Raw genomic sequence first — 15,817 nt, forward strand, 5'->3', positions numbered from 1 at the left:
ACGACCGCTGGTGCAATACATCAACATATGTTGATGGGGCTAATATTTCCAACGCAAGCTGACACCATAGGTGCGCGGTGCGTTGTAAGCGCCAAAGTTCACACCGCCAAAGTCACTCTGATATGTGCGGGTCAATTCATTGGTCAAATTCTTGCCCCAGAGCGAAACGCTCCATTGCTCATCTACCGTTGTAAAGACTGCACGCGCATCTACAAAGTTGGTAGACGCACGAATTTCTGGCGGTTGGTTGTTAAAATCGTCAAAGATTTTGCTTTCATACGCATAATCCACAGATAGCTCCAAGTCTGCACCAGAGCTCAACTCCAGAGTATAAGACGGTGAAATAACAACCTTGTGGGCCGGAATACGTGTCAGACGGTTACCAGCATAGCTTACAGGTATACCGTATTCTTCAGTATCAAATTTTGTCAGGCGATCATGCGTGTAAGCATAGATTGCGCTTAACGTTAGACCGTTACTCACACGCCATGTCAGTTCAGATTCAAGGCCCCAAATTTCAGCCTGAGCATTCTCGGCACGAACACCGGTTCCTGTCGGAATACGAACTTGTAAGTCCTTGTATTTTGTAAAATACAGCGAGTTGTTGAAAACAACACGGCGATTAAAGAAGGTGCCACGCTGACCGACTTCAAAATTGGTTGCATATTCTGGATTAAACGAAGTAGCCGCGTCTATGGCATCAATGGGTGTATCCTGGAATCCACCGCTCTTGTAACCCCTCGAAACCGAGGCATAGACCATAAGATCGGAGGTAAGGTGCACATCGGCTCCGAAACGCCATGTTAACGCGTCCCATTTATCACTTCCGGTCCCTTCATAAGAGCCGGTAGGTTCTTCGATAAAAAATGTACCCGGTGCATTCGTATTGCCAATGGACAACACACGCTTCTTGTCAACGGTATAGCGCAGCCCGCCGAAAACATTGACCGTATCGCTCACAGGAACAGTCACATCGCCATAAGCTGCATAACTGGTAGCGTCTGCATACTGATCAATAAAATCCGTAAAGGTGGGCGGGCCGCCAAGAAACACTGAAAGCTCGGACAGATTATCGCGGTGTGTATCAATATGATAGTTATAAAGACCAAGAACCCACTTGAAGTCGCTATCTGGCAAAGAGCTCAACTGAACTTCGTGGCTATAATATTCACTTTCTTCAGTGTTTCCACCTGCAATATCGCGCGGGCCACCAAGACCAGGTTGGCTAGGCGCTGTGCCATCATAATCATAATAGCTATAATAATCTAACTCACGATAAGCGCCAAGGTAACTTAGTGTAGCGAACGACAAGTCCAATTCCAGCTTACCTCGCAGACCCCATGCATCACGGCTCTGAATGCCATCAAAAGTCGAAGCATTTACAGAACGATCATCCACCAATATGTAACGACCACTCAAGCCACCAACACCAGCATCTTCAAAAGCCCTAAAACCGGGACCATTAGCTCGGTCTCTCGCAATATCAGCTTTCAAATCGATCCTGACGTTCTCAGAGGGCTCCGCATAAACTTGAAATCGGCCATATTTTGTATTCTGATCATCCAGTTTACCAGCCTCGGACCCGTTCACTATTCGGCTTACATACCCGTCATGGCGACGCCACGTTCCGGTTGCACGAACGGCTACCTTGTCGGACAGCGGGACATTCACATAACCTTGGAGGTCTGTGCGATCAAAATTACCGTAAGAGCCCTCTGCAGATGCATCAAAACCACTTAAGTCTGCAGGGTTAGAGACAACACTGATTGCTCCGCCCGTAACATTACGGCCATATAGAGTACCTTGCGGTCCTTTCAAAACTTCAATGCGCTGAAGGTCATAGGTTTCAAAGGTAATTGCTGCCGGACGCCCAGCGTATATCTCATCATAAAACACCGCCGTGCTTGGGTCACCGCCTGCACCACGCGCAGTTGTGCCAATACCTCGCACAGACAGGCGCGGTTCAGTGGCCGGCCATGCGTCAAAACCAAAACCGGGTGTACGCATTGAAACATCTTGAGCATCATGAATGCGTGCTCTTTCAATCGATGCACTATCCAACACAGTGATGGTTACAGGAACGTCCTGCTTACTTTCCGCCCTACGCTGTGCGGTCACAATAATCTCATCGATTTGGATCACACCTTCTGCCGCATCCTGCAAAGCCTCCTGGGCAGAGACCTGAGATGCCAGCGCCAACGTCAAAGCCAAAGTGGCTAGTCCGGTTCCATATTTATTATTTCGAATCATTTCTTACTCTCCCCTACTCATTTATTACTTCCCCAAAGTTTATCTTCTTGCGTCCAGTACTACAGACAACAACACGACCCTTCCAACCCCATAGTGTAAGTTTGGTTTTGCCAGGATGCTTGCGTTTACTGGCTAACTTGCGCAGCCAGCGATGCAGGAACGCGGATAGGCATATCAAGCAGTATTTGCGCATTTCCCTTTCCCAATGGATCAAACCGTGCCGATGCGGGGCCTCCCCCCGCAAGGGCATCATGCATCAGCAAGTTCATGGAAGCAGTACCGGGCAAGTAAAAGCGTTCGACGTCACCTTCAACCATATGAGCAAAATAGGCTTTAACCACGTCTGGCGTTAACCGTGACCACAACAATGGCAGCCACTCAGGTTGCCTTGCAATCACACCTATATTCGAAATATTTCCCTTATCACCACTACGCGCCCAAGCTAAGCGAATGAGCGGTACATCCACTTGGCTTTCATCAGCGGGCTCGGCCCATATTTCAGGAGTAACAAGCAAGGGAATTTCCTGACTTCCTAAGCCTTTGGAAAGGTCATTTACCTCGTATGTAGTCCCTTCTAATTGCACCCGTGCAGGAACTTTTGTCTTATCAACTAAAAACGAAAACGGCTTAACAAGAGGAGTCGGGGAAGCGCGCCCACCAGCAGGCATAGTTGTGCCTGGCGACCAAGACGTACCAGATGGCGCAATCTCGCGGGCGAATATCTCCAGCGCCTTCCTATCACTATGGTCGACTACCACGCGCACCATTACTTCTCGAGACTCCCGCGTATTTGCATTGTCCCCGTAAAGCGCTTCACACCCAAATAATTCAATCTGCACATGGGTGTAGTCGGCTAGGCCCATCCGGCGAAAAATTTCCCTTGTACGCTCTATAATTGCCGTACCTGTACGATGTGCTTTTTCCCGTGCGTCAATTCCTACAATCACCATCATCCCTGCGCATCGGTAGCCATCACGCTGTGTTGCAGACACCTTATAAGTATCCGAGGGAGCACGTCCTTGCGCCCCACTTACTCGCACGCGCTCCCGTGACACCTGCTCTACAGAGACATAGCGGAAGTCACAGCTAACATCGGGAAGAAGATATGCGCCGGGGTCTCCAATTTCATAAAGCATTTGCTCGATAACGCAGGCCCGGTCAATAAGACCTCCTGTACCTATGGCCTTTGTCAATTCAAAGCTGCCATCCTCAGCGCATTCAATAATGGGGTACCCAATGTGGGCCCAATCAGGAACACGCTTCCAATCCGTGAACAGGCCGCCTGTAGCCTGACAACCACATTCAATGATGTGGCCCGCAAGGCTACCTCCGGCTAACCGATCAAAATCTTTAGATATCCATCCAAATTCATGGATCAACGCTCCTAAAGTTACGGCACTGTCAACGCCACGTCCCGTAATCACGATATCAGCACCCTCTTCCAGAGCTCGTGCAACAGGAAACGCTCCCAAGTAAGCATTGGCGCTCAGAACCTGTGATGGTAATGCTTCTTCCGTGAACATGTCACGGACACCCTCTTTCCGCAACGTAGCCATAAGGCTAGTCACATCGTCGCCTTCAACAACGGCAATGCGAGGAGACAAACCCATTGACTTTGCGAGCGCTTGCAATGCATTTGCACAACCCTGTGGGTTGATACCACCTGCATTTGAAATAACTTTAATGCCGTTTTGCATTATTTTCGGAAGCACCTGACGCATTGCCACTTCTACAAAGTCAGTCGCATAACCCATTTCAGGTTTTTTTGCCCGCATTGCAGCCATTATCGCCATGGTAGTTTCAGCCAGATAATCAAAGACCAAATAATCGATGTTTCCTGAATCTACCAATTGCGGTGCACCAACCATGCTGTCACCCCAGAATCCCGAGGCTCCGCCAATCTTTACAACCTTGTCAGCCATACTTACATTTTTCCTAAATAAATGGGCCTGAAGAACACATACAAGAACAGCGCCGAACTACATTCACTTGGGCACTCGAGCCCGATTTGTGCATTCTTGAGGTGAGCACCATAGCCCACCGGAACGCTATAGCCTTGCTGTCTAATTATCGTCTGGCATTTCCTTTTTATTGTCGCGTAATTGCTATTGCTACACGACAGATAATCGCTAAAACCATCAGGCTACTTTGACCTGCTTCTGACGCACAGAGTTCAAGCGTTCCATAAGCTTTTCACGCTTCTCTATCGCTGCAAATGCTTGCGCCTCTCGAACGTGCCCATATCCTCGAACGGCTTTAGGTAATGAAGCGATCTCTTTAACAACCTCAAGTGTTTCAGCGCTAAGATCAGCTATCGCATCTTCCATGTCAGCCTCATATTGCGCAAGAAATTGACGGTCTAAAATACGGTCCCCAGTGTTACGGAAGGGGTCAAGCCAACTTCCACGAAGACCTCTAAGACGGTCCATCACTTTCATAACCTGCAGCACCCATGGTCCTACCTCACCTTTAACGGGCTTACCTGTGTGCGGGTCTTTCTTGGCGAATGGCCACACTCCAAGTTGAATGCGTAACCGAATAGGACCTTCAAACTCTTCCTCCAACGCCAGACGGAAATCAGGGTGAGAATAGAGGCGAGCCACTTCCCACTCGTCCTTAACCGCCAACAACCGGTGGTAGTTGTGCGCAACAATCTCAGCCAGAGCCGTATCACCCGAGACACCAGCCTCTGCATTCCGGACTCTGTCGACAAGGCCCTGGTACCTTGAAATATGAAGGTCCCCACTGTGATCACGCAAGTGCTGGGTTCGATGAGTAATAATCTGGTCAAGCCCTTGCTTAGTCTGCGGCATTGAGGTGACGACCTGACTAGGTTGCTGGACATCGAGATAACGCTCAACCGCCGAAAGGTCATGCGCGGCACGACGTCCCCAAAGAAACGCTTCCTTGTTCATAGGTACCGCAGCACCATTTAGCTCAATCGCCCGGTCAATAGCCACCTCGCTTAAAGGAATAAAACCAAGCTGCCAAGCCATCCCTAACATGAACATGTTTACACCAATAGGGTCACCAACGAGGGCTGTTGCCAGACGCCGAGCATCCATTAGAACAAGCCCCGACCTGCCAACCGCATTCTCGATCCGCTCTATTAAATCCTTAGAATCAAGCTGCAAGTCAGGATTGCGCGCAAAATCGGTAGTGGGGACAAGGCCCGTTGCCACTACAGCGCGACCGCGCCCTACAGGCATACACGAGAGCGATTCATCCGATGCCGCGACCAGCAGGTCACAGCCAATCATCACATCAGCTTCTCCTTCAGCAATTCGTGTCGCATGCAACATCTGCGCTTCGGGGGCAAAACGAACATGGGAGGTTACTGCTCCGTACTTTTGCGAAAAGCCTGTCACATCCAAGTTGGAACTAAAGCGACCTTCAAGGTGGGCGGCCATGGCCAAAGTTTGACCAATTGTCACCACACCTGTACCTCCAATGCCACTGATCAACACACTATGGACATGTTTGAGCGGCGCAATGTCTGGCTCAGGTACAGAATTCGGATAAGGACGCTTTGATATTACGTCTACAGAGGCCCGGGCCGCAGCACCTTTAGGCTTACCACCTTCAACAGTTACAAAACTGGGACAAAAACCTTCCACGCAGGAATAGTCCTTGTTACAAGTGCCCTGATTGATACGCCGCTTGCGACCAAGCTCAGTTTCGAGCGGTTCGATTGACATACAGTTCGAGACCACACCGCAATCGCCGCACCCTTCACAGACAGCAGCGTTAATGAACAGACGCTTGTCAGGATCAGGCAGCTTGCCTCTCTTTCGCAAGCGGCGTCGCTCGGCCGCACAAGCCTGATCGTACAAAATAACCGATACATTAGGGTATTCTCGAAACTCACGCTGAACGGCATCCAAGGCTGTTCGGTGATGCACCATCACTCCATCTGGCAGTGACACCCCTTCATAACGTTCCGGCTCATCTGTGACCACGGCCATCTTGAGGATACCTTCAGCCGCGAAACCTGCAAGAATCTGCTGAGGGCTCATGTTGCCCTCCACTGGTTGTCCTCCAGTCATAGATACAAAACCATTATACAAGACCTTGTAAGTGATTGGCACCTTTGCAGCGACAGCTTGGCGAATAGCAAGATGACCTGAGTGGGCCAAAGTACCATCCCCAATGTTTGCAAAGACATGGCGCTCGTTCGTAAAGGACTTCTGACCAAGCCACATCACGCCTTCTGCTCCCATATGCGACCAGGTCGTGGTCTGTTGCGGATTAACGAGCAGTGCCATACTGTGACACCCAATACCTGCTAAAGCGCGGCTACCTGTTGGCACCTTCGTCGAACGGTTATGTGGGCAACCCGAACAAAAGCCCGCAACACGAGTAGGCCCTGGTGCCTTCGTGGCTGCACAGGCAGCCTGCCCTAACGCAGGAACTTCGTAGCCGAGAACTCGAGCCAGAACGCTTGTCACAAGGCCGGGGGTTATCTCCTTAGCATTTGGAAAGGCCACGTTATCGGGCACTGCTTCAAACAACCCACCCTCGAACTGCTTACCTATTAAACGAGGCGTATTCTCTTGACCGTATAGGATAGTGCGTACCTGATCTTCCAGCACGGGCCGTTTTTCTTCTACAACCACAATAGTATGCAGACCCTCAGCGAACTCACGTACAATCACAGGATCTAGCGGCCAGACCAACCCTATTTTCAATAATTTCAGGTTTGCAAAGCGAGCTTGCCCACCATCTGAATCCTGATTATCACGCTCTAATGCCTGCAACACATCCTGCCAGGCCTTGCCTGCCGCGATGACACCAACACCGGTTCCCTCTGGGTTTGCCGTTATTTGGTTAAGATTATTGGCGCGCGCATATGCTATCACGGCTGCATGCTTATGATTATATAGCCGGTCCTCCTGAGGAAGCGGCATGTCAAAGCCTCGGATATTATACCCCGCGCCAAACGCGTCTGTAGGATGGCTTGGCGCTTCGGGAACAGTGATAACTGGAGAGTCAGTGCCCACATACACAGACCCTCCACCTTCGACGACATCCGTTACAACCTTCATACCAACCCAACAACCCGAAAACCGGCTCATGGCAATGCCATGCAAACCGTAATCCAATAGTTCCTGGGTGTTTGAAGGATAGAGGACAGGCATACCGACTGCCATAAGGATCGTATCGGAAAAATTAGCTACTGATGAGCTCTTGGCTCCGTGATCATCACCCGCCAAGCATAGAACGCCCCCCTTAGGAGAGGTGCCTGCCTGGTTGGCATGACGAAGCACATCGCCTGAACGGTCTACACCTGGGCCTTTACCATACCAGATACCAAAGACACCATCGACCTTAGCGCCGGGAAAAGTTCCCACATACTGCGAGCCCCATATAGCCGTAGCTGCCAAATCTTCATTCAGGCCTGGGCGAAACTCAACATTGGCAGCTTTGAGTTCCTTGTCTGCGGCCCACAACTCCATGTCATAACGACCTAACGGTGAGCCTCGATAACCTGAAATATAACCGCCCGTATTCCACCCGGCAGCAATGTCACGGGCACGCTGTTGCAAGGGCAAACGGACCAGAGCCTGTATACCCGTCATGTAAACCCAGTTATTGTCAACACGGTAGCGGTCGTCCAGCGTTGCTACATCGCGAACAAGTGCGGTTTCCAATCTTTTTCTCCTAGTCAATTATCAGTGCTGAGCTGCTGGCACATCACTGCCGCTCTTGCCCACCAGAAAGTCCAGATCACAGCCCTCATCGGCCTGATTAACGGTGTCTATGTATAGCTTTGTATAACCACGGTTAGCTGCTGCCGCTGGTGGCTCCCAGACAGCCAGCCGATCTTGCAACTCCTCTTCGGAGATATGCAATTCAAGCCGCCGTTCTTCGATATTCAGCTCGATGATATCACCGTCCCGCACCACAGCGAGTGCGCCACCAACAGCTGCCTCGGGCGAAACATGCAAAACCACAGCGCCAAAAGACGTTCCGCTCATACGGGCATCAGAAATACGAACCATATCCGTCACTCCCTGCTTTAGTAACTTTGCAGGAATTGGTAGCATCCCGAGCTCCGGCATACCTGGAAAGCCCCTCGGCCCACAATTTCTCAAGATCATAACCGAGTCAGCATCGATCTCTAAATTCGGATCATCAACACGCAGGTTAAGGTCTTCCTGGCCTTCAAATACGACCGCACGCCCCTTGTGTTTAAGCAGACGATGCTCAGCAGCCGATGGCTTGATAACAGCACCATTTGGGCACAGGTTACCGCGCAGAATAGCAACCCCTGAATTTTGCATAAATGGATCGGCGACACTGTGGATTACATCTGAGTTCATGCATATTGCATTCGCGTTATTTTCAACCAGTGTCTTGCCGGTGACTGTCAAAGCATCACCATACAGCAACCCTGCTTCGCACATATCGCGTATTATCACCGGTAGCCCACCAGCCTCATGAAAGTCCTGCATCATATAACTGCCCGATGGCTGGAGATTGAGCAGGGTGGGCACATCACGCCCAATCTGGTGCCAATCCTCAATATCCAGTTCTACGCCCATACGTCTTGCCACCGCAGTTAAATGGATCACCGCATTTGTAGAGCCCCCGATGGCCGCATTGACCTTAATGGCGTTCTCCAGTGCTTGGCGGGTAAGAATCTTATCAAGTGTCAATTCCTCGCGCACCAGATCCACAATGCGACGTCCCGCCATTCGTGCGAGCACACGGCGCCGAGCATCCACTGCGGGAATCGAGGCGTTATCAGGAAGTCCAACACCTAAGGCTTCAACCATAGAAGCCATTGTAGATGCTGTTCCCATCACATTACAAACACCCACTGTGCGGGTAAGGCAATTTTCTGCGTCTTCAAAGTCACCATTAACAGCTCGACCTGCACGCAAATCCGCAGCCATGTTCCAAGCATCTTTGACGCCAAAGGACTTACCTCGGAAGCTTCCGTTCAACATTGGGCCAGCTGACAGCCCTATAGTCGGAAGATTGACACTAGCAGCTCCCATTAGCAGTGCGGGTGTTGTCTTGTCGCAGCCCATCAAAAGCACAACACCATCCATCGGATTAGCCCTCAATGTTTCTTCGACGTCCATGCTGCAAAGATTACGCAGTAACATCGCCGTCGGCCGGGTTAGCATCTCCCCTGGTGAGATGACAGGAAACTCCATGGGAACCCCGCCTGCCTCTATAATGCCTTCGCGAACATGTTGGGCTAAATCTCGAAAATGTGAGTTACATGGGGTAAGCTCAGACCATGTGTTACAAATCCCAACCACAGGACGCCCATCAAAATGGTCCTCCGGCACACCACGACTTCGAACCCAGCTCCGGTTTGCAAAGTTTTTCGCTCCAGTTCCTTCAAACCAGGCTTGTGACCTCAGAACTCGTCTTTTTTCATTGGCCATACCTATAGATTCCTCTGCTTATCGGGTGGAACATACGCGCCCGGCCCAATCAAAACATTCAAACGAAGTGGTTTACATGAGTTATATTTGCGTACCCACATCTACATCTCATCCGCTTGTAAGACTTGCGGTTTCTGGCTATCCTGATCACCAATTTGATTGACCTACGGACATACTGAGCATGATCCACGATGGCCAATCCCTGTAGGCTAGGCCTGAGTTTTGTCTCACAGCTAACCTTGGTCCAATCAACAGGTTAAGGCTATGTAATGTTTACTCATGGTATCTTCACATACAGCTTGCCAGAACACGTTTAAGCAACCCCACCATGTGACCGCATTCGCCTCTCTAACACCGCCAAAACTGGCGCCAGTACCAGCACAAGCAACAGCGGTGTTGCCGCAGTCCACATTGCGACCTTCAAGCCCATTTTATTGGCCAGAAGTGCCGCGCCAATAAGCGGTGCCGCGCTACTCCCAAGGCGTGAAATACTTCCTTTCCAACCAACAGCTGCACTGCGTAAAGCGGCAGGATAAACGATTGGTGTTAAAATATTGAGCGACTGGTAAGTGCCAACACTGAAAAAGCCAGCGCAAGCTATAATGGCTACGAAAGCCATACTGCCAAAGGGTACATATGCCAAACCAGCCAATGACAGTATGCCTAGTGCTGAATATACCGCAATCGTGCTGTATGCCCCAAACCGATCCATCATTAAACCTGTTGTAAGCCCAGCGATAATAGCTGCCACCCCAGCAATTGATGCATATGCAGCGTAACTCGTAACTGAAACGGCTTCAAATTCATGGAAGAATGTTGCACCAAGAGCAAAAAGATTCACACTGACCTGGCCACAAACACAGGTGAACCAGAGCACCATTGTGAAAGCAGCACGATGGGAGCCAAATATCTCTATGATCGAGATTTTATTACCAATTCGCCGAGCCGGTTCCGCAAATTGCGTGTCAGGCTCCAGTCCAATATTCAGCTTGTTCAGTGAACTGACTATTTCAGTTGATGGCGCATTAGTTCGAGCCAGATGCAACGGTGACTCAGGCAATAGGAACAAAATAGGTGCGATTACCAAGATAGGCGCAATTGCCCCTATCACATACATCCCCTTCCAGCCAATATGATCGAGCGATAAAGCAACGAGAACACTGGCACCAACCGTTCCCACACCAACACCGGCATAAACGATCCCAACCATAGTTGAGCGCCATCTTTTAGAAGATACATCAGCTACAAGACTAGCAGCTGCGGGCAACAAGCCACCGCCCAGCAGACCGGCCACAAAACGGGTAACCGCAAAATCAACAACCGAAGTAGTAAACACACTTAATAATGTCGCGATTGAAAACAGCGCTAACAACACAATTATCATTTGCTTGCGACCATAACGATCAATAAGAGGCGAAAGTAAAAGCCCTCCAATCGCTTGGCCTATAGGCTGCGCTGCGTAAGCACCCGTAAGGCTTGCTGTGGCTACACCAAAAGTAGCAGCAATCGCAGGTAGCACCTGCCCGGTCACAGCCAAATCATAACCGTCAATTAGCAAAACCAGAAAGAGCAAAACTATGGTGACTACATGTCCCCTCCTCACTGGCGATTCATCAAGCAGGGTGCCCAGATCGATTTTTTTAGTGTCGGAACTATTTTGCGGACCCGCTGCAGTTGGGGTGACTATAGCCATTCAATACCTCTCTTACTTAAAATACTATTTATTGCTTCCAGCTTTTGACAACGAGGTCACGAGTACATCGCAAATGGTTGGTCAACAATTCGACTGCCTTGTCCTCATTCCGCGCTATAGCCGCCTCAAAGATAGCTATGTGCTCTTCTTCGTCGCCCCGCTGACCGACAACTACAGCCCTCGAAACTGCACGATACCGGGCAGCTGCATCCGACATCCGCTGGCAAAAGTTTTGCATCCAACTTGAACCACACGCGCCAATCAAAGCATTATGAAATTCGTCGTGAGCTTTTTCCCATTCTGCACCTCGAAGCCCGCTCTCCACCTCGATGAGACGCGGTGCTCGACGTAGGCGGTGTAACATCAGAACAAGATTTTCTTCCCAATCCTGATTGCCGCGCTGAATTGACGCCCTTAAGGCCGCTTCATTTGCCCAACAGCGCGCATCAAATAAATCATCAAGATCATCAAGATCGAGCGAAGCGACTCGAAACCCACGCTGATCCTGTTGAGAGACAAACCCTTCACTGACCAGTCGGTTCAGGGCTTCCCGAATCGGACTGGGTCCAATTTGTAGTTTCTTGGAAAGATCATGAACATGCAACCTTGCGCCCGGGGGATATTGTCCAGTAATAATCCCTTCTCTAATACTATTATAAGCGCTTGACGCAGACGTGTTGGCAACTAATCCAACCATAAAAAGGCTCCTTGAAGTGCTACTAATTCCCCAAAAAAGGCATACGCAAGGGCGTTTGCAAAAGCCCCTCGACTGACCGAGCTCGAGAGACTCTCCCTAAGCGATATGCTTCCTGACACTTTTCGATATAGTTCGGTCGATAACGATAGTTAACCATTAATCCATAACTTTCCGCTATTGCATTCTCCGAAAGGTTTGCCTGCCAGTTAATACGCTCGAGGCGTGCTCCATTTGAAAGATGGAAATGAGCTACAGGATCAGGCGCACGCCCCTGAGGGGCCAATGTCAAATAACGCGCTGCAGCCTTAGAAAGAGGCAACTCCAGTACAGCACAACTTTCCGGATTCTCCCACCAACGTGGTACTTCAAGTGCTGCCTTATCGGCACTGGTAAGGCCCGTGATAATATCTGTATTATTCATTACCCAGCGCCTAAAGCCAGGTATGGGCGACAAGGTAGAGAAAGTTTTTAAACTGGGTATCTCATGATACAATTCGTTAACAGCACGCTTTATGAGCAAATTTCCAAACGGGATACCACTCAGGCCCTTTTGGCAATTGCTTATAGAATAGAAAATCGCTGTCGACGGTGTTGGATCTTCTACAATTGGCGCCTCCAGAATAGACTTGATCGTCGCACTAATTTCATGAGTTAAAGCCACTTGCACAAATATCAACGGCTCATCCGGCATGGAAGGATGGAAGAAACCAAAACAGCGCCGATCAGCAGCAAGACGGCGCCTCATATCAACCCAACTAGTGATTGGGTGCACGGCTTCATACTTCATTAACCGCTCCAAAAGACTGGCCGGACTATCCCAATCAATTCTGCGCAGCGTCAAAAAACCGCCATTGAACCATGATGTAAGAGTCTTCTGTAATTCACGGTCCAGTGGCTTCAGTTCAGGCTTAGACTTTACCAGCGGTAATAGCCTGCGCCGTACATCAACAAGTAATGCTGTGCCTGCTTTAGCAAGATTGATCTGATGGATAACAGTTTGCCATTCTGCAACTAACTCACGTGCAACAGCATCGAAATATTCAGCAAGCTTATCATCATCGAGACTGCTTAACTCAGCGACAAGCGTATTAGCAACGCGGGGTCCTGCAGCATCGCCTTTCGCCTTTGCCAATTGGCGTGTCAACGAAAGCGCCGTTTGTGCATCTGGCAATGGTGGCCGCTTCAATAGCGCCTTTATATAGGGAAATTGTTTCACTTAACCACCGCAGCAAACAGGCCCGCATTCGTATTACGCAGTGCGGCCTTTTCCACTTTTCCCATTGCATTCCTCGGCAGCACATCTGTAAACAACACCGCCTTAGGGACCTTGAAACCGGCCAGCTCTTGCTTTAGGGCGTGGATAATCAAATCAGCCTCAACTCTTTCTCCATCTTGCAAACAGATAACCGCGACTACTGCCTCACCAAAGTCTGCATGCGGGATACCAATAACGGCGCTTTCCTCTACTGCAGGTAACGCATTTATCACAGCTTCAATTTCACTAGGATAAACATTAAGCCCGCCAGTGATCACCATATCTTTGGCTCGACCAACGAGATGCAGATATCCCTCTTCATCAATTTTACCAAGATCCCCTGTTATAAAAAAACCATCTGGTCTGAATTCTGCTTTCGTCTTATCAGGCATTTGCCAGTAACCACGAAACACACCCACCCCGCGAACCTCAACTGAACCGATCGCATTCGCAGGTAATGCCGACCCATTCTCATCAGCGATCTGTAATTCCATGCCGGGTAACGGTAAACCAACCGATCCACGACGAATCCCCGCACCAGGAAGATTAGATGCAATAACACCGCATTCTGACATACCGTACCGCTCAAGCAGCGCTTTACCAGCTCTCTCTTCAAAGGCATCAAACGTTTCCGTAAGAAGGGGGGCTGACCCGGAAATACACAATCGCAAATCTTTCGCCGCTTCACGATCAAAACGCGAGTCAGCAAGCAGTCGTACATAATAAGTCGGAACACCCATAAAAATTGTTGAACCCTCTAAGACATCCATCACCAAATTGACATCAAAACGCGGCAATAAACGCACCCGCGTACCCGCCAGTAAGGCTGTATTCAGTGAAATGAAGAGTCCGTGTATATGATATAACGGCAGCGTATGGAGCAAGACGTCATTTTTGGTCAAACCCCACACCTGACCAAGCGTCCGAGCATTGCTTAGCAGATTCGCATTACTCAGCATCGCCCCTTTGGACCGCCCAGTAGTGCCAGACGTGTACACAATGGCCGCCAAATCATCACTATCAACCACAACATCATCAATAGAGCCGCGTTCTCGGAGTTCATTAGCTCGCTTGAAAAACGAACCTCCTCCCTCAGCGTTCAGCGTCAACAAAGCCACACCATTTTCACTCACTATGGCAGAATATTCAGCCTCGCTCGCCGGATCACAAATAACAAGCGCAGGCAAAGCATCGTTAAGAAAATATGTAAATTCTTTAGCGCGGTACCCAGTATTAAGCGGCACAAAGACGGCGCCTTGTCGTAAAACAGCAAGATAAAGAAACACCAACTGCAACGACTTTTCGGCCTGCACTAAAACACGGTCGCCACGTTTAACACCTGAAGCGTCAAGAGCCCGTGCCGCCAAATCAATTTCATTGATAATTTCCTGGCCACGGAAAGCGCGCCCATCCCATTCAATTACAGCCGTTTCGCCAGAGCCTAGCAACGCCTCTTGTATGGCCGCATACAACCCGCCCATGAAATATTCTCCCACAATTAATGTACATTTGTATATAAAAGCTTGCATATGTTTATAATATCGATATTTTATAAAGTCTAATTATTTTATCGTTATTTATAAAAAAGGGAGAGGTATGCGGTTCATTTCATATTATGAAGCGGGTGATGCTAGGACAGGTGTGATCAACAATGATGAAGTTGTCGATATGGCCGCACTGAATGTGCCAGGCATAACCCAACTTCAGGACCTGATAGACGCTGGTTCCGATGGGCTGGCTGCCGTTGCACAAGCACTCCAAGGAGGGGACTACGCACTAAAACCGCTCACTGAACTGAAGTTACTCGCTCCAGTGGCGACTTCAGGGAAAAACATATTTTGCATAGGGCGCAATTTTTTTGGCCATGTTCAAGAAGGCTATAAAGCGCAAGGGCTGGCACTCGATGTCCCTAAGGTACCCCAAATTTTCACAAAACCTCGCACATCTTTGGCCGCCTCTGGTGAAGACCTAAGCTTCCGGAAAAAGGTTAGCGACCGTATGGATTATGAAGGTGAACTCGGAATCATAATCGCTAAGGGGGGCCGTGACATCAAACCGGAAAATGCATTCGATCATATTTTCGGTTATACTGTGATCAACGATATCACTGCCCGGGATTTACAACGCAAACACGATCAATGGTTTAAAGGAAAAGGCTTAGATCAATCCTGCCCAATGGGCCCTTGGATCATTACGAAAGATGAAGTGACAGATATTCAAACGGTCGAGATTCTCACCACTGTGAACGGAGAAACACGCCAATCTGCCAAAGTTTCACAGATGATCTTTGATATTCCGACAATCTTGGCTGAACTTTCCCGCGGCATGACCCTTGAAGCAGGTGATATAATCGCCACGGGCACACCGGAAGGTGTCGGTTATGCCATGGCGACACCGCAATATCTCAAGAACGGTGATATTGTAACTGTTGCCATCAGCGGTGTGGGCGAGCTCACCAATCGGATTACAATAAGTTGATGTCTGCATCACCATATAATTGAGATCACTATGATAACCGA

General features: G+C 49.5%; 9 protein-coding genes. 1 reads left to right on the top strand and 8 read right to left on the bottom strand.

The features are described from left to right. Window positions 1-39 precede the first annotated feature (39 nt). The 8 genes from ICL80_RS01460 to ICL80_RS01495 all read right to left on the bottom strand — a co-directional run bounded on the left by ICL80_RS01460 (window position 40) and on the right by ICL80_RS01495 (window position 14,779). Window positions 40-2,250 (bottom strand): TonB-dependent receptor, encoded by a 2,211-nt coding sequence (locus ICL80_RS01460; RefSeq protein ID WP_194214366.1) that lies wholly within the window; start codon window positions 2,248-2,250, stop codon window positions 40-42. Window positions 2,251-2,375: 125 nt separating this feature from the next. Continuing rightward, the gene (locus ICL80_RS01465) at window positions 2,376-4,172 is read right to left on the bottom strand and encodes an acyclic terpene utilization AtuA family protein (RefSeq protein ID WP_194214367.1); all 1,797 of its coding nucleotides are present in this window, start codon (window positions 4,170-4,172) and stop codon (window positions 2,376-2,378) included. Between the two features lie 216 nt (window positions 4,173-4,388). After that, window positions 4,389-7,901: an indolepyruvate ferredoxin oxidoreductase family protein gene (locus ICL80_RS01470; protein WP_194214368.1), complete on the bottom strand. Its 3,513-nt coding sequence runs from the start codon at window positions 7,899-7,901 to the stop codon at window positions 4,389-4,391. A gap of 21 nt (window positions 7,902-7,922) precedes the next feature. Continuing rightward, window positions 7,923-9,653, bottom strand: coding sequence for an IlvD/Edd family dehydratase (locus tag ICL80_RS01475; protein ID WP_194214369.1), 1,731 nt, complete (start codon window positions 9,651-9,653; stop codon window positions 7,923-7,925). Window positions 9,654-9,966: 313 nt separating this feature from the next. Beyond that, the gene (locus ICL80_RS01480; RefSeq protein ID WP_194214370.1) at window positions 9,967-11,346 is read right to left on the bottom strand and encodes an MFS transporter; all 1,380 of its coding nucleotides are present in this window, start codon (window positions 11,344-11,346) and stop codon (window positions 9,967-9,969) included. A gap of 28 nt (window positions 11,347-11,374) precedes the next feature. Further along, window positions 11,375-12,043 (bottom strand): GntR family transcriptional regulator, encoded by a 669-nt coding sequence (locus ICL80_RS01485; protein ID WP_194214371.1) that lies wholly within the window; start codon window positions 12,041-12,043, stop codon window positions 11,375-11,377. 22 nt (window positions 12,044-12,065) lie between these two features. Then, entirely contained in the window at window positions 12,066-13,214 is a 1,149-nt protein-coding gene (locus tag ICL80_RS01490; protein WP_194214372.1) for a malonyl-CoA decarboxylase domain-containing protein, read from the bottom strand. Window positions 13,215-13,255: 41 nt separating this feature from the next. Next, window positions 13,256-14,779, bottom strand: a complete 1,524-nt coding sequence (locus tag ICL80_RS01495; protein WP_194214373.1) for an AMP-binding protein — start codon at window positions 14,777-14,779, stop codon at window positions 13,256-13,258. 115 nt (window positions 14,780-14,894) lie between these two features. Between ICL80_RS01495 and ICL80_RS01500 the strand changes: the two genes are divergently transcribed. Then, the gene (locus tag ICL80_RS01500; RefSeq protein WP_194214374.1) at window positions 14,895-15,776 is read left to right on the top strand and encodes a fumarylacetoacetate hydrolase family protein; all 882 of its coding nucleotides are present in this window, start codon (window positions 14,895-14,897) and stop codon (window positions 15,774-15,776) included. The last annotated feature ends 41 nt before the right edge of the window (window positions 15,777-15,817 follow it).

The sequence above is a fragment of the Kordiimonas pumila genome, assembly GCF_015240255.1.
In the GTDB taxonomy this organism is placed as follows: domain Bacteria; phylum Pseudomonadota; class Alphaproteobacteria; order Sphingomonadales; family Kordiimonadaceae; genus Kordiimonas; species Kordiimonas pumila.